Raw genomic sequence first — 15098 nt, forward strand, 5'->3', positions numbered from 1 at the left:
GTCCCGGCCCGTCAGCGCGCCCGGCGCGCCGCCAGCTGCCGGGCCTGGATGGCCGTGAGCGCGATGGTGAACACGATGTCCTCGACCAGGCACCCGCGGCTCAGGTCGTTCACCGGCCGGGCGAGCCCCTGGAGCATCGGGCCGATGCTGACCACGTTCGCGCTCCGCTGCACGGCCTTGTAGGTGACGTTCCCGGTGTTGAGGTCCGGGAACACGAACACCGTCGCGCGGCCGGCCACGCTCGACCTCGGCGCCTTCTGCCGCGCCACGTCCGGCATGACCGCCGCGTCGTACTGCAGCGGCCCGTCGATGGCGAGGTCCGGCCGCGCCGCGCGCGCGAGCTCGGTCGCGCGCTTCACCTTCTCGACCTCCTCGCCCGCGCCGCTCGTGCCGGTCGAGTAGGACAGCATCGCCACGCGCGGCTCGATGCCGAACGCGGCGGCCGAGTCGGCGCTCTGGACGGCGATGTCGGCGAGCTGCTCGGCGGTGGGCGTCGGGTTCACGGCGCAGTCGCCGAACACCAGCACCTGCTCCGGCAGGCACATGAAGAACACGCTCGACACCAGGTTGCAGCCGGGCACCGTCTTCACGATCTGCAGGGCGGGCCGGATGGTGTGGGCGGTGGTGTGGAGCGCGCCGGAGACGAGCCCGTCGGCCTCGTCGAGCGCCATCATCATGGTGCCGACCATCACCGCGTCGCCCAGCTCCTGGGCGGCCTGCGCCGCGGTCATCCCCTTGGCCGCGCGCCGCTCGACCAGCGGCGCCACGTACCAGGGCGCGACCCGGGCCGGATCGACGATCTCGATCGACGGCGGCAGCGTGATCCCCTGCCGGCGCGCGACCTCGTGGACCTCGTCCGCGTCGCCGAGCAGCACGCAGCGCGCGATCCCGCGCTCCTGGGCGATGGCCGCCGCCGCCACCGTGCGCGGCTCGGCGCCCTCGGGCAGGACGATCCGCTTGTTCGCGGCGCGCGCCGCCTCCACCAGCCGCTGCCGGAACGCGGGCGGCGAGAGGCGCCGCACGCGGGTGGTCGCGGCGCGGGACCGCAGCCAGGCGGGGTCGATGAGGTCGGCCACCGCCGTCATCACCCGCTCCACGCGCACCGGGTCGTCGGGTGGCACCTGCAGGTTCATGCCGGCCACCGCGTTCGCGGCGGCGTAGCTGCCCTGGTCGACGGCGAGGACCGGCAGCCCGGCGCGCAGCGCGGAGTCGCACATCTCGAACACGTGGGGCTCGGGCTCGACCCCGCCGGTGAGCAGCACCGCCGCCAGCGGGACGCCGTTCAGCACCGCCAGCGCCGCGGCCAGCAGGATGTCGCTCCGGTCGCCCGGCGTGATGACGAGCGTGCCGGGCCGGAACGTCTTGATCGACCCCGGCACCGCCATCGCGCACAGCGCCACGTGCCGGATGCGCCGGCCCTCCTGGTCGCCGGCGCGGAGCACCCGCGCCCCGATCGCCTGGGCGAGGTCCTTCACGCGCGGGGCGGCGAGGTCGCCGCTCGCGGGCACCACCGCGATGGGCCGGAGGCGCTCCGCCTCCAGCGCCGCGCGGTAGGCGTCGATCTCCGCCGCCGGGAGCTCGCCCTCCTCGCCCGCCTCCAGCCAGATGGGCCGCGACTCACCGACGCGGGCGGCCGGCGCCCGGGGGGCGACGCGGTTCAGGAAGCAGCTCACCGGCTCGCCGTCGCCGAAGCCGCCGAGCCCGCGCGCCGCGATCGCCATCGCGTCCGCCAGCTCCGCCGGCGTCTCGCCGCGCGGCGAGCCGACCAGGACCAGCTCGGCGTCGAGCGCCTTGAGCATCAGCGCGTTGACGCGCGTCGAGTGCACCATCCCGGGCTCCGGCCACATCCCGGCGACCACCAGGACGTCCGCGCCCTCCGCGGCGCCGGCGCAGAGCGCCACCACCCGCTCCATCAGCGTCTGGTCGTCCCCGGCGGCGAGCAGCGCGTCCGCCTCGGCGCGCGGGATCGGGTCGGGCGGCCTCAGGCTGGAGCCGAGCCGGACCAGCGCCGAGACGCGGTCCTCGCCGCGCGCGGCGATGGGCTTCGCGAAGGCGACGCGCACGCCCTGGCGATCCAGGGCGCGCACCAGGCCCAGGCAGGCGGTGGTGAGGCCGACCTGGCGTCCGGCCGGCGCGAGGAGGAGGACGTGGGCCATCTGCGTGCGCTCCCGGGCTAGGCGAAGGCGCGCCGCTCGGCGGCGGGCCGCTCCGCGTCCGCGGCCGCATCCGGGGGCGCGTCCGCGTGGCCGTGGACGTGGGCGTGGGCGCCCGCGATCTCGGCGGTGTCCATGGCGATCATGAGCTCCTCGTTGGTGGCGATCACCGCCGCCATCGGGCTGGTGGTCCGGGTGATCCGGCCCCGGAGCGCCTTGCCGTGGAACGCGTTGGCGTGGGCGTCGAGCGCGAAGCCGGCGAAGCCGAGCAGCTCCACGATGCGGGCCCGCACGTCCACCGCGTTCTCGCCGATCCCGCCGGTGAACACGAGCGCGTCCACCCGCCCCAGCGACACGAACATGCCCGCCGCGGCCTTCGCGACCGAGTAGCAGAACTTGTCGATGGCGAGCGCGGCGCGCTCGTGCCCGTTCGCGGCCGCCTCCTGCAGCGTGCGCATGTCGTTCGACAGGCCGGAGATGCCGAGCAGGCCGGAGTTCCGGTTCAGCTCGTCCATCACGTGGTCGGCGGTGCAGTGCAGCGCCTTCTTCATGTGCGCGATGATCGATGGGTCGATGTTGCCGCTGCGCGTGCCCATCACCACGCCGTCCACCGGCGTGAGCCCCATGGTCGTGTCCATGCTGGCGCCGTTGCGGACGGCGGCGAGCGAGCAGCCGTTCCCGAGGTGCGCCGTGACCACCGCGTGGTCCTCGGGGTCGAGGCCGAGCTGCTTCACCGCCTGCTGCGAGACGTACCGGTGGCTCGTGCCGTGGAAGCCGTACCGCCGCACCTCGTGCTTCGCGAACCACTCGTACGGCACCGCGTACAGGTAGGCGCGGGACGGCATGGTCTGGTGGAAGGCGGTGTCGAACACCGCCACCTGCGGCAGCGCCGGGAACAGCTCCTGCGCGATGCGGATGCCGAGCAGGTTGGCCGGGTTGTGGAGCGGGCCGAGCGGGATGCACTCCTCGATCTTGGCGACGACGGCGGGCGTGATGGGCATCGAGCCGGAGAACTTGGCGCCGCCGTGGACGACGCGGTGGCCGACGCCGGCGATCTCGCCCGCCACCCCGAGCTCGTCGAGGAGCTCGACCACGGCGCGCAGCGCGCGCTCGTGCCCGGCCCCGTGCAGCAGGCGCGACTCCTTCCTGCCGTCCACCTTGAAGTCGAGCGTCGCCTGCGCCGAGCCGACCCGCTGCGCGACGCCGGAGACCAGCTCACGGCCGGTCACCGCGTCGATCACCGCGAACTTCGCCGACGAGCTTCCGCAGTTCAGCACCAGAACGATCACGCCACCTACCTCCACGAGACGAGGGCTCCGTCGCGCCGACGGGCACGGAGTCTGGACGGGACATGGGCTGGGGCCGTAAGCCTCGCGGACGCGATGGCCTCGGAGCGGTCACGGTCTCATGTGGGGCGCGCGGCGCGCAAGGGCCACTCGCGGCATTTCCGCGCACGGACGCGCCCGCGCTTGATCGGCGTCACGGCCACGCGCTGACGCGTCGCGGCGCGCGGCGTGCCGGGTTATCCGTAGGCGATGCGGACCCTCGCCATCGCCGGCGCCTCCGGCCTCGTCGGCTCCCTCGCGCTCCGGCACCTGCTCGCCCGCGAGGACGTCGGCCGCGTGGTCGCGGTCGGCCGGCGCGCGCTGCCGGTCGAGCACGCCAGGCTCGCCTCCCGGATCGCGGACCTCCGCGATCCGGCCGCGATCCGGCGGGCGCTGCCGGAGGCGGTGGACGTCGCGGTCTGCTGCCTCGGCACGACCATGAAGCAGGCCGGATCGCGGGAGGCGTTCCGCGCGGTGGACCTCGAGGCGGTGGTCGCGTTCGGCGAGGCCGCGCGGGCGAGGGGCGCGCAGCGGTTCGTGCTGGTGAGCTCGGTCGGCGCGAGCCCGCGCTCGAGGAGCTTCTACCTGCGGACCAAGGGCGAGGCCGAGGAGGCCCTGGCGCGCCTCGGCTACCGGCAGCTCACCGTGCTCCGCCCCTCGTTCCTCGACGACGGCGGCGCGCGGAAGGATCCCCGGCTCGGCGAGCGGCTCGCGCTCCCGCTCGCCCGCGCGGCGTTCGCCGTGCTGGGCCGGGAGCGTCGCCACGCGCCGGTCCCGGCCGACGCCGTCGCCCGCGCGCTCGTCCGGCTCGCGCTCGACGACGCCGCGGAGACCGTCCGCGTCGTGGAGAGCGAGCGGCTGCACGCGCTGGGGCGCTGAGCCTCACCGCGCGGGCCGCTCGACCAGCACCAGATCCGAGCGCTCCTGCACCTGCTCCAGCACCAGCTCGCGGCCGTCGGGCGACACGTCGAAGTCGCGGACGTCGAAGTCCGGCGGCAGCACGACCAGCGGGCGCGACGCGCCCGAGGCGAGGTCCACCGCGGCGAGGCGCTTGCGGCGGATCTCGCCCCGCAGCACCGCGATCGACCGCCCGCCGGGGAGGAACGCGACGTGCCGCTCCCCGCGCGTCAGGGTGAGCGGGGGCATCCGGTGCGCGCTCCCGTCGGCGTTCACCGCCTTCAGCGGGAAGGTGGTGCCGACGTCCGCGCCGGTGAACGCGAGGAGATCGCCGGCGGGCGACCAGGCCGGATCCGCCGAAGGCTCGGCCACCAGCGGCGCGGGCGCGCCGCCCTCGAGCGGCACCCGGAACAGCCTCGGCGCGCCGTCCACGATGGCGCCGACCGCGAGCGAGGTCCCGTCCGGCATCCACGCCGGCGCGCCCGCGAGCTGGAGCGCGTCGGTGACCACGCGCCCGCCGGTGCCGTCCGCGTCCACCACGCGGAGGCGGGTCCGCCCGCCCTCGCGCGTCCAGAACGCGATCCGCCGCCCGTCCCTGCGGACCGCCGGTGCGCCGGCGATCCGCGCCCCGGGCTGGCTCCAGAGCTCCGTGCTGGCGCCGTCCTGCAGCTTCCACAGGCCGTCGCCGGCGCCCTTCGCCGAGACGTAGACGAGGTAGCCGGGGCCGAGCCGCGGAGCCCACCCGGTCCCGGTGGTCAGCGGGATCGGCCGCGCGTCGGCGAGGTCCGCGTGCTCCGGTCCGAGCGCCACGCGCCAGAGCGTGCGCTTCGGGCTCGCCTGCGTGAGGACCAGGCGCCGCCCGTCCGCGCTCGCCGCGAGCGAGGTGTACCGCTCGGCGCCCGTCCCCACGCGCCGCGCCACCCTGCCCTCGACGTCGAGCGCGTGCAGCCACGGCCCGGAGCCGTCGGCGTCGGTGGCGAGGTAGAGCAGCGTCCGCGCGTCCGCGAACACGGGGTGGCTGACCACGCCGTCGTGGTGGGTCAGGCGCTCCGGCGCGCTGCCGTCCGGCCGGATCCGCCACAGGTCGAGGCGGTCCGGGAGCGCCCCCTGCACGAAGTACACGAACGCCTGATCCGGCGCCCAGGTCTGGAAGTGCGCGTGCAGGCCCGCCGGCGCGGAGAAGATCCGGCGGCCCTCGTGCAGCCGGCCGGCCTCGCTCACGTACATCGGATCGCCCGGGCCCGGCGTGTGGTGGACGAGGCGCGTGCCGTCGCGCGTCCAGGCGTACTCCGCCGCGCCCTCCAGGTACGGCCGCGGGGGACCGCCCAGCAGCGGCACCGCCCAGATGCCGATGTCCGGCGGGTCCGAGCCGGTGCGGCCGCGGGCCCAGAACGTCACCAGCGAGCCGTCCGGCGAGAAGCCCAGCGCCCGGATCGACGGGTTCACCAGCTCGGGCGCGCTGCCGCGCGTCAGGTCCAGGAACTGCCCGGAGCCGACCTGCGTGAGCCACACGTCCACGCGCCCGGCCCGGTCCGACAGGAACGCGACGAAGCGCCCGTCGGCGGAGATCGCGGCCGCCTGCTCGACGCCGCCGAAGTCGGTCAGCGGCACGAAGCGGGCGCCGGCCAGCGGATCGCGCGTCGAGGCGGCGCGCCGCTGGACGAGCCAGGTCGCGCCCGCTCCGACCGCGGCGGCCGCGGCGACGGCCGCCGCGAGCAGGACCGCCGCCCGCGAGGCCCCCGCGAACCCGCTCGCCGCCGGCCCGCCGCCGGCCGGCTCGAGGGGGGCCGCCGTCCCCGCGTCGCCGGCGGGTTCCCCCTCCGGACCGGCGCCCGGGAGCGTCCCCTCGCCCGGTGCGCCGCCCGCCGCCCCGGCGCTCCGGCGGCGCGCCCACGCGTCGAGATCGGAGCGAAACGCGTAGACCGAGCCGAGCTTGTCGTGCAGGTGCCGGTGGACCGGCATGCCCTCGCGCCGCTCCCAGCGCTGCACGGTGGTGACGTCGCGGCGCAGGTAGGCCGCGATCTCCTTCCACGACTCGAGCCGGTCCGACGCGGGACGCGCCGCGCCGGAGGCCCCTCCGGGAGTCGAGTCGGGCATGGCCACCCCCCGCATCCGCCGGCCGCACCGACGGCGAGCCGGCGCCCGGGTATGTAGTCGGGGGGCGGTGCGCGCCGCAATCGGCGGCTCGCGCGACGCGGCCCGGCGACCGCGCCGCGCGAGACGGGCCCGGGTCACTCGCAGGCGATGCCGAAGCGGCCGCAGAGCGCGTCGTCCGTCACGTCGCGGATCCAGCGCGCCGACTGCTCCATCGTCGTGCGGAGGTGCAGCCCTCCCCACACCCGCGCGTCGGCGTTCTCGTCGGGGATGGCCGCGAGCGACGCGTACCTGCGCGACGGCACCTGCGGCCAGCCGGCGACCTGGCTGCCGGTGCTCGTCAGCGTGACCGGCATGTCGCCGAACAGCAGCCGGAGCGCGGTGGCCATGGCGCTCCCGTAGCACCCGTGCCCGGCCGGATACTCGGGGTGGTTCGCGCGGACGAGCGGCGTCCAGAGCGGCTCCGGCTCGGTCCGCCGGTTGCCGTCCTCGTCGGCGCGCTGGATGGCCTGGAACGGACGCCAGCTCAGGTAGTGGTACTTGCTCTCGAAGCACGCGAGCATGGCCTCGCCCCCGGCCACGCCGATGGCGGCGAGCGCCCGCGCCGTCTCGAGCTCGTCGAGGTCCCGCGCGGCCACCAGGTCGCGGGTGTTGCGCTGCCAGAGCGTGAAGCCGCTCTCCGTCCAGAACTGGACGACGTCGGTCATCGCGGCGGTTCGCGCGGCGCTCTCCTTGCGCCCGTACTCCCTCACCTCGGCGAGCGCGTCCGCGTACCTCGCCGAGCGCAGGTTCGGCGGCGGCGGCGCCCGGCGGGCCCCCGGCGACGCCGCGGTCAGCGGCATCACGAACGCCATGGCGTAGTCGGAGGCGCCGGCGGTCGCGTACGCGTTCGCGACCGGGGTCGCCTGCCACACGCCGGGGTCGGCGGGCGGGTTCGCGAACGCCGCCGCGTCGTAGAAGTGATCGCCGCTCCTCGCGGCCAGCACCGCCTGGGCGGCCGCCTCGCCCACCGCGACGCCGCCCGCCTTGGCCGCGCCGTCCGGGATGGCGGCGAGGAACGCCGTGTACCGGTCCTGGAACGCGGTGCGCGACGTTCCCGCGTTCACGCGCGTGATGCCGACCCGGTACGCCGCGGTCGCGACGGCGGCGTCGAGGTCCGCGCCCGCCGGCGCGGGGACCGGCGCGAGGAACGGCGGGTACCGCCCCCGGATCGCCACCACGGCGTCGTACACCGCGACCTGGATGAGCGACGCGGTGTAGGCCTGCGCGGCGTTCCCGCGGCCGGGGAACCCGGCGACCAGGTCCTGCGCGTAGGCGTGCCAGGTCGTGACCGCGTTCGCGGCGAGCACGGCGGACCGGCTCGCCGCCGGCGGCCCGGCCGCCGCCTCGTCCGCGGCGAGGCACGCGGTGGCGAGCCAGCCGAGCGCGAGCGCCGCACATCGGCGCCGGGCGATCGTCCTCGCCTTCTTCCCCGGCGGGGCCGCGCCCGCGACGGCGGGCGAAGGCGTCCGGGGAACACGCTGCGCGATGCTGCACGGAACCAGCTCAGGGGCCTCTCGCATGACCGGCTTCCTCCTCGAGGGCTCGTCTCGAGCCCGCGGCGGAAGCCTCGGGGCCGGATTGACCCCGGTCAACGCGCGATCGGCGGGATCGCCAGGGATCCCGCGCCCTGCCGTCGAACGCCGTCCATCGCCGTGCGAGCCGGGGTCGCGCGACCACCCCCTCGCGAGGCCCGCGACGCGGGGCGCGCGGCCGGTTACAGCCTCCCGGCCAGGAGGGCGCCCGGCACCAGCATGGGCGCCAGGAGACGCCCATGCCGACCCTCATCCGCGCGCCCACGGTCGTCCCGGCGGCGGGCAGCAAGCCGAAGGTGATCCAGGAGTTCGTGGGCCGCGTGAACAGCGGCACCGAGGCGGTGAGCATCGCCCGGATGGTGAGCCCGGAGGGCTGGCGCGAGCCCGGGCAGACGCCCGAGTTCGACGAGTACACGCTGGTGCTCCGGGGGTCCCTGCGCGTGGAGAGCGCCTCGGGCGTGATCGACGTCGGCGCCGGGCAGGCCGTGGTCGTCCCCCGCGGCGAATGGGTCCGCTACAGCACGCCCGCCGCGGAGGGGGCCGAGTACGTCGCCGTCTGCGCGCCGGCGTTCGCCCCCGAGCTCGTGCACCGCGACGCGTGACGGCGCACGGGCGCGCCGCGACTACCTGCGCTGCGTCCCGGGGACGGCCGCCGCCGACGCGGTGGTCCCGGCGGCGAGCCGCGTGGCCTTCACCTCCGCCTCGCGCGAGAGGTCGATCGACTCGCCCAGGATCCGGGCCAGCTCCTGCGGCGCGTGGAAGCCCATCGAGTTCTCGGCCGCCACGAAGTCGAGGCGCCACTGCGCGGCGCGCTGCAGGTTCTCGAGCTCCTGCAGCGCCGGCGTCTTCGCGATCACCTCGCGCCACGAGGCGAGCAGGTTGGCCTTCACCTCGGCGCCCATCTTCTTGTCCTGCTCCTCCTTCGGCGCCTTCTGGAACGCGTCCTGCTTCTCGAGCGTCTCCTTCGCCTTGGCGGTGGCCGCGGCGAGGTTCCGCTCGTCGTAGGGCTTCCGCACCGCCACGATGGCGTCGATCATCGCCACGGCGGCGTTGCCGGCGCGGGTGAGCAGCGCGAAGTGCCGGTCCTGGATGGCGAGCACGCGCGCCTTCAGCTCGTCGTCGGTCAGGGGGTGGCAGGTCGCGCAGGCGCGGTTCGGCTGGAGCAGCGGGCTGCGCACCCAGTGGTCGGAGTACTTCTGCGCGCCCTCGCGCTTGTACGGCATGTGGCAGTCGGCGCAGGTGACGCCGCTGCGCGCGTGGATGCCCTGGCTCCACACCTCGAACTCGGGGTGCTGCGCCTTCAGCACCTCGAACCCGGTCTCGGCGTGCACCCAGTCCTTGAAGCGCTGCCCCTTCACCTGCAGGTTGTCGTAGAGGTGCTCGGCGTTCTCGACCTTGAGCCCCTCGGCCCACGGGAACAGCAGCGTCATGCCCTTGCCGCAGAAGTACTCGACGTGGCACTGGCCGCACACGTAGGCGCGGCGCTCCTGGCGCGTGGAGTCGAGGTTCGGATCGTAGGGCTTCGACCGGTCGCCCTTGCGCCAGCGCTCGATCGAGGGGAGGTGCGGCACCTCCGCCGAGCCCGCCGCCAGCTTCTGGATGCCGGCGATGAAGCCGGGGCGCGAGACCCGCACCTCCATCGACGCCGGGTCGTGGCAGTCCACGCAGGAGACCGGGTGCGCCTTGCCGCCGCCCATGTCCTCCAGGGCCTTGTGCGCGTCCCAGTAGCCCATCTCCGCCACCTTCGCGAGGCCGGCCTGGAGCTGCTCGGCCGGCGAGCCCTGCGGCGCCGCCTCCTTCCCGAGCTTGCGGTACAGCGGCATGATCGAGCCGTGGCAGTGGAGGCAGTTGCCGGACTGCTTCCCCTCGCCCGGGACGTTGCGCTTGGTGATCTCCTGGTCCTTCAGCATGAAGGCGTGGCCGCGGCGGTCGCGGTAGTCCACCGCGAACAGGTAGCCGGCGAAGACGCGCTTCAGCCAGGGATCGCGCTCCGCCTTCTGCGGCGCCATCTCGCCCTCGGCGGTGCCGATCGCGCCGCCGTACTTCGTGCTCGTCCGCTCGGCGGTGCGCTTGTAGTCGTCGAACTCGCGGGGCCAGTTCTTGCCCCACTTGGCCGGGTCGGTGTCGTCCTCCCCGACCTCGACCACCCGCACGTACGAGAAGCGCGCCTCGGACTTCTTCTCGCTGATGTTCACCAGCAGCATCGCGACGCCCACCGCGACCAGGGCGAACACCCCGGCCACGAGCGCGATGAGCAGCGCGCGGTTCTTGGTGGGCTGGGTCTCGGCGGGCATGGCGTGCTCCTTCTCCGGGGCTGCGGGACGGACGGGCGGATCAGCGGAGGTGGCCCACGTTGCGGTGGCACCGCACGCAGGAGACGTCGCCCCCGTGCGCGATGTCCTCGACCACGGCGGCGTGGCAGCGGCGGCAGTTGTCCTCCACCACCTGGGCGCTCTCGGGGCGGGCCTTGATGGCGTCGGGGTATCCCCCCATCGTGAACGCCATCGAGTGGTGATAGCCGTTGGTGGCCTTCACCCAGTACTTCGAGACGAAGGCCGCGGGGGTGTGGCAGTCGTTGCAGGTCGCGACGGCGTGGTGCGTGCCCGCCAGCCACCCGGCGTAGTGGCCTTCCATCACGTGGCAGTTGGCGCAGGTCCTCGGGTCGTTCCCGAGGTACGAGGAGCCCTTCGCGTAGTCGAACGCGAAGGCGCCGAGCCCGAGCGCCAGCCCGGCGGTGGCCGCCAGCACGAGCGACAGCGGGAACACGGACAGTCCGCGGCTCGATGGCATGGACCCTCGAACGTCGCCCTCCGGTGGGCGCACGCATCCGGCGATTGCCCGCAAGGTAGCGCGCCTCGGGCCCGGAGACGGGTGCTTCAGTCGGGGATGCGCAAAAGGGACGCAGGGGTTCCCCGGCGGGGCGGTCCGCGGGGCGGCCGCGCGGCGGCCCGGGTGGTCAGCGGCTCGCCCGGGCGTCCCACTTCCCCTCGCGCCGGAGCGCCTCGACCAGCTCGCGGGCGCGCTCGCGCAGGACGACGTAGTCCACCTTCGCGACGCGGTTCAGCGGCAGCGTCCCGGTGGACACCACCTCCACGTGGCTGGGGCGGGCGTACGAGGCGATGCCGTCGCAGGCGGCGTGGACGTCCTCGGGCGTGACGGTCGCGTCGGGCGCCGCCTCCACGAACAGCACGATCGCCTCCGACCAGCGCGCGTGCTCGACGCCCACGCAGGCGGCCGCGGCCACCCTGCCCGGCAGCGCCGAGACGACGTGGTTCTCCACGTCGCCCGGGAACACCTGGAAGCCCTTCGGCTTGATGACGAGCTTGGCGCGGCCGGCGAGCCGGAGCCCGCGCGCCGGGTCGTAGCTGCCGAGGTCGCCCGTGTAGCAGACGCCGTCCCTCGTGACCGCCTGCGCGGTGGCGGCCGGGTCGTTCAGGTAGCCGAGGAACACCTGCGGGCCCGAGAAGCAGATCTCGCCCACCGTCCCCGCCGGCAGCACGGGGCCGGCGTGCCCGTCCGCGGTCATGGGGCCGCGGATCGAGATGGGGCAGAGCGGGGACTCGAACCCGATGCCGCCGGCGAGGTCGTCGGCGCTCGCGCCCACGGCGGTGTAGGTGCAGAAGCCGGAGGTCTCGGTGAGCCCGAGGCCGGTGCCGATCTCCGGCGCCATGGCGCGGAGCCGGTCGAGGAACGCGCGCGGCACGCCCTGCCCGCCGTAGATGGCCGCGCGCAGGCTGGAGAGGTCGAGCTCGGCGTAGCGGCGGTGGCTCCACTCCGCGTTGAACAGCGCCGGGATCTGCCCGACCACGGTGACCCGGTGCTCGGCGATGGCCTCCAGGCTCTTCAGCGCGTCGAACACGTGCAGGAGCACCGAGGTGATGCCCTCGTACAGCGCGGTGCCGAGCAGCTCGGTGGTGCAGCCCACGTGCGAGGGCGGGAGGTTCACCAGCAGCCGGTCGTCCGCCCGGAGGTCGAACCCGACGGTGAGCCCGACGTTCTGGACGAGGATGCTCTCGTGGCAGAGCAGGGCCGGCTTGGGCGAGCCGGTCGAGCCGGTGGTGAAGATGATGAGGCACCCGTCGCGCTTGCCGACGCGGGCGCGCGCGCGCCGCACCGTGCCGAGGAGCTTCGCCTTCAGGTAGTCGAGCTTGATGCGGCGGGTGAAGTCCTTCACCCAGGTGGCGCCGGGGAGGATGCCGTCCGGCTCCTTCTGGAACTGCACCCAGTCGCGCACGCCGGGGAACTTCCCGACCACCTCCTGGAGCACCGGCAGGAGCGCGGGCGCGCCGACGAAGAAATAGCCCCTCGGCCGGAGCTTCTCGAAGGCGGCCCGGAGCTCGCCCGCGCGCAGCCGCAGGTCGAGCGGGGCGAGGATCACGCCGACGCGGTAGCAGGCGACGAGCAGGAAGACGTGCTCCTTGAGCAGCGGCAGGCTGGTGGCGACGACGTCGCCCTTGCGGTACCCCGCGGCGAGCAGGCGCGCCGCGAACGCGTCGGCGGCGGTGTCGAGCTGCTTCCAGGTGACGGTCTCGCCGGTGTTGTGCTCGAGGAGCGCGACGGCCCCGGGCGCGCGGCGCGCGTGCTCGGCGACGCGATCGGCGATGTTCTCCGGGAGCCGCGCCGCGCGGTCGCGGCAGGCCTGGTCCTGGGCGGCGGTCTTCATGGCGGGGCGTTCTAGCGCAATCCGGGCGGCCCGGCGAGCGCCGCGGGCGCGAGGTCGACATCGCCGCGGGCCGGGGCGAAGATGCCGCGCATGCGAGCCCCGCGCCCGGCCGGCCCCCGAGGATGGTCGCTGCGGCGCCTGCTCCGCGCGCGCGAGCTCGTCACGGTGGCGCTGGTGGCGCTGGCGGCGGGCGGGCTCTGGCTCTTCCTCGAGGTGGCCGAGGCGATCCGCCACGACGAGGTCCGCTCGCTCGACCGGGCGGTGCTCCTCGCCCTGCGCGATCCCGCGGACCCCGCCGAGCCGCTCGGCCCGCGCTGGGTGGAGGAGATGGGCCGCGACCTGACCGCGCTGGGCGGCACCGCCGTGCTCACGCTGGTCTCGCTCGCCGCGGTGCTGTTCCTGTGGATGGCGCGCCGCCCGCGCTCGGTGGCGCTGCTCGCGGTGGCGATCGCCGGCGGACAGGCCTTGAGCCTGGTCCTGAAGCACGGCTACGCCCGGCCGCGGCCGGACCTCGTGCCGCACGGCTCCTACGTGTACACGGCGAGCTTCCCGAGCGGCCACTCGATGATGTCGGCCGTGGTCTACCTGACGCTGGGCGCGCTCCTCGCCCGCGTGCTGCCGCGCCGCCGCATGAAGCTCCTCGTCATGGCCTGCGCGCTCGGGGCCACCCTGCTCACCGGCGCGAGCCGCGTGTACCTGGGCGTGCACTGGCCCACCGACGTGATCGCGGGGTGGGCCGTCGGCGGGAGCTGGGCGGTGGCCTGCTGGCTGGCCGCCGACCTCCTCGACCGGCGCCGCGCGCGCGGCACGCCGCCGGAGGGGAGCGGCCCCGGGTCGGAGGAGGCGTAGGCCGCGTCAGCGGCGGCCGGCGCGGTCCACCAGGATCACGGCCTGCTGCCCGGCCAGCTCGACCTCGATCGTGCCGGGGCCGGCGCGGCGCACGGCCGCCGGGCGCTCCGTGATCGCGTCCCAGTCCGGCAGCGGGCCCGGCGGCGCCGCGAGCCGGAGCCGGGCCGGGCCGCCGAAGTCGAGCACCACCAGCGCGCGGCCCGCCGCCCCGGCGTCCCGCAGGAACGCGAACGCCTCCGGGTGACCGGGCACGGCGACCCGCCGGTACGCGCCGCGGCGGAGCGCGGGCAGGTCCTCGCGGAGCGCCGCCAGGCGCCGGTACAGGGGACGGAGCCCGTGCGCGTCCACCCACGAGACCGGCGGCCCCTCCTCGTAGGGCTGGAACTCCGCGCCGACCTCGTCGCCGGTGTAGACGACGGCGATGCCGGGCAGCGCGTGCAGGAGCACCGCGGCGACGCGGGTCATGGCGAGGCCGTGGCGGGTGACGAAGCGCTCGCCGGTGTCGTTGTTGTTGAGGAAGCGGGCCACCCGGTCCATCGGCGTCGCCCGCGAGGCGAGCGCGGCGTCGAGCGCCGGCCCGATCCGCGAGGGATCGTCGAAGACCTTCTCCCAGGCCCAGTGGCCCAGCTCGCCGGTCCAGTCGTAGGCCGCGTCGAAGCCGTTGCGGACGTAGAACGGATCGCGCGCGCTCGCCTCGGCGAGCAGGAACACCCCCGGCTTCACCGCGTCGAGCCGGCGACGCAGCGCCCCCCAGAACGCCGGCGCGCGCTGGCGGATGCCCCACGCCGCGTCCACGCGGAACCCGTCCACGTCGTACTCGCGGACCCAGAACGCGAACGCGTCCAGCATCATCTGGCGGACGAGCGGGTTGCCGTAGTCGAGGTTCGGCAGGTGCTTCCAGTCGAAGTAGTGCGTCTCGCGGCCGGCCGGATCGCGGTCGTACCAGCCCCACCACGGCGAGGCGCGGCCGCGCGCCGCCGCGTCCAGGTGGTGCGGGTGGCCGGTCGAGGTGTGGTTCGGCACGAAGTCGAGGAGCACCCGGATGCCGCGCGCGTGCGCCTCGCGGACCAGCGCCCGCAGGTCCTCGGGCGTGCCGAAGTCGGCGCGCAGGCCGAAGTAGTCGGTGATGGCGTAGCTGACGTCGCCGGGGTCGTCGGTCGGGTTGACCGGCGCGAGCCAGAGCGCGTCCACGCCGAGGTCGCGGAGCGCGTCGAGGCGCGCGGTCACCGCCCTGAGCGGCTCGGGGCCGAACCGCGGGGGGACGACGCCGTAGATCACCGCGCCGCGGTACCAGTCTGGATCCGGCCGGACGTCGGCGCCGGCGCGGAGCGGCGCGATGCAGAGGAGCGCCAGGACCGCGGCCAGGCGAGCGGGTGGCCCTCTGGCGCCGCCCGCTCGTGGTGAGCCCGTCGAACCACGGGCGGGTGGCCTTCCGGCGCCGCCCGCTCGTGGTGAGCCCGTCGAACCACGGGCGGGTGGCCTTCTGGCGCCGCCCGCTCGTGGTGAGCCCGTCGAACCACGGGCGGGTGGACGGGGCAGGTCG

General features: G+C 75.4%; 11 protein-coding genes. 3 read left to right on the plus strand and 8 right to left on the minus strand.

What is annotated here, in order from left to right:
* Nucleotides 1–11 precede the first annotated feature (11 nt).
* Complete coding sequence (pta, locus tag PSR1_RS02690) at nucleotides 12–2156, minus strand: phosphate acetyltransferase (RefSeq protein WP_059436098.1); 2145 nt, start codon at nucleotides 2154–2156, stop codon at nucleotides 12–14.
* Nucleotides 2157–2173: 17 nt separating this feature from the next.
* Entirely contained in the window at nucleotides 2174–3442 is a 1269-nt protein-coding gene (locus PSR1_RS02695) for an acetate/propionate family kinase (protein ID WP_059436099.1), read from the minus strand.
* Between the two features lie 246 nt (nucleotides 3443–3688).
* Between PSR1_RS02695 and PSR1_RS02700 the strand changes: the two genes are divergently transcribed.
* On the plus strand, nucleotides 3689–4357 hold the full coding sequence (locus PSR1_RS02700) for an NAD(P)H-binding protein (RefSeq protein WP_059436100.1): 669 nt from the start codon (nucleotides 3689–3691) through the stop codon (nucleotides 4355–4357).
* 3 nt (nucleotides 4358–4360) lie between these two features.
* On the opposite strand, the gene PSR1_RS02705 is transcribed toward PSR1_RS02700, so the two are convergent.
* Nucleotides 4361–6472 carry a PD40 domain-containing protein gene (locus PSR1_RS02705; protein WP_059436131.1) on the minus strand — a complete coding sequence of 704 codons (2112 nt, stop codon included), beginning with the start codon at nucleotides 6470–6472 and terminating at the stop codon, nucleotides 4361–4363.
* A 134-nt stretch (nucleotides 6473–6606) separates the two neighbouring features.
* Nucleotides 6607–8031, minus strand: a complete 1425-nt coding sequence (locus PSR1_RS24035; RefSeq protein ID WP_059436101.1) for a vanadium-dependent haloperoxidase — start codon at nucleotides 8029–8031, stop codon at nucleotides 6607–6609.
* 251 nt (nucleotides 8032–8282) lie between these two features.
* On the opposite strand from PSR1_RS24035, the gene PSR1_RS02715 reads away from it, so the two are divergent.
* The gene (locus tag PSR1_RS02715; protein ID WP_059436102.1) at nucleotides 8283–8645 is read left to right on the plus strand and encodes a cupin; all 363 of its coding nucleotides are present in this window, start codon (nucleotides 8283–8285) and stop codon (nucleotides 8643–8645) included.
* Between the two features lie 21 nt (nucleotides 8646–8666).
* On the opposite strand, the gene PSR1_RS02720 is transcribed toward PSR1_RS02715, so the two are convergent.
* The 3 genes from PSR1_RS02720 to PSR1_RS02730 all read right to left on the minus strand — a co-directional run bounded on the left by PSR1_RS02720 (nucleotide 8667) and on the right by PSR1_RS02730 (nucleotide 12706).
* Nucleotides 8667–10337 (minus strand): ammonia-forming cytochrome c nitrite reductase subunit c552, encoded by a 1671-nt coding sequence (locus PSR1_RS02720; RefSeq protein WP_059436103.1) that lies wholly within the window; start codon nucleotides 10335–10337, stop codon nucleotides 8667–8669.
* A gap of 40 nt (nucleotides 10338–10377) precedes the next feature.
* A complete protein-coding gene (nrfH, locus tag PSR1_RS02725) occupies nucleotides 10378–10833 on the minus strand; it encodes a cytochrome c nitrite reductase small subunit (RefSeq protein ID WP_059436104.1) in 456 nt (151 codons plus the stop codon).
* A 166-nt stretch (nucleotides 10834–10999) separates the two neighbouring features.
* Nucleotides 11000–12706: a class I adenylate-forming enzyme family protein gene (locus PSR1_RS02730; protein WP_059436105.1), complete on the minus strand. Its 1707-nt coding sequence runs from the start codon at nucleotides 12704–12706 to the stop codon at nucleotides 11000–11002.
* 90 nt (nucleotides 12707–12796) lie between these two features.
* On the opposite strand from PSR1_RS02730, the gene PSR1_RS02735 reads away from it, so the two are divergent.
* Nucleotides 12797–13555: a phosphatase PAP2 family protein gene (locus tag PSR1_RS02735; protein WP_237757795.1), complete on the plus strand. Its 759-nt coding sequence runs from the start codon at nucleotides 12797–12799 to the stop codon at nucleotides 13553–13555.
* Nucleotides 13556–13561: 6 nt separating this feature from the next.
* On the opposite strand, the gene PSR1_RS02740 is transcribed toward PSR1_RS02735, so the two are convergent.
* A complete protein-coding gene (locus PSR1_RS02740; RefSeq protein WP_237757796.1) occupies nucleotides 13562–14833 on the minus strand; it encodes an alpha-amylase family glycosyl hydrolase in 1272 nt (423 codons plus the stop codon).
* Nucleotides 14834–15098 lie beyond the last annotated feature (265 nt).

This window comes from Anaeromyxobacter sp. PSR-1 (assembly GCF_000964525.1).
Taxonomy (GTDB): domain Bacteria; phylum Myxococcota; class Myxococcia; order Myxococcales; family Anaeromyxobacteraceae; genus Anaeromyxobacter.

Bases quoted from the DNA above. Each gene is read 5' to 3' on its own strand.
- nrfH (WP_059436104.1), bottom strand. From the start codon at position 10,833: ATGCCATCGAGCCGCGGACTGTCCGTGTTCCCGCTGTCGCTCGTGCTG.
- PSR1_RS02730 (WP_059436105.1), bottom strand. From the start codon at position 12,706: ATGAAGACCGCCGCCCAGGACCAGGCCTGCCGCGACCGCGCGGCGCGG.
- PSR1_RS02700 (WP_059436100.1), top strand. From the start codon at position 3,689: ATGCGGACCCTCGCCATCGCCGGCGCCTCCGGCCTCGTCGGCTCCCTC.
- pta (WP_059436098.1), bottom strand. From the start codon at position 2,156: ATGGCCCACGTCCTCCTCCTCGCGCCGGCCGGACGCCAGGTCGGCCTC.
- PSR1_RS02705 (WP_059436131.1), bottom strand. From the start codon at position 6,472: ATGCCCGACTCGACTCCCGGAGGGGCCTCCGGCGCGGCGCGTCCCGCG.
- PSR1_RS24035 (WP_059436101.1), bottom strand. From the start codon at position 8,031: ATGCGAGAGGCCCCTGAGCTGGTTCCGTGCAGCATCGCGCAGCGTGTT.
- PSR1_RS02715 (WP_059436102.1), top strand. From the start codon at position 8,283: ATGCCGACCCTCATCCGCGCGCCCACGGTCGTCCCGGCGGCGGGCAGC.
- PSR1_RS02720 (WP_059436103.1), bottom strand. From the start codon at position 10,337: ATGCCCGCCGAGACCCAGCCCACCAAGAACCGCGCGCTGCTCATCGCG.
- PSR1_RS02735 (WP_237757795.1), top strand. From the start codon at position 12,797: ATGCGAGCCCCGCGCCCGGCCGGCCCCCGAGGATGGTCGCTGCGGCGC.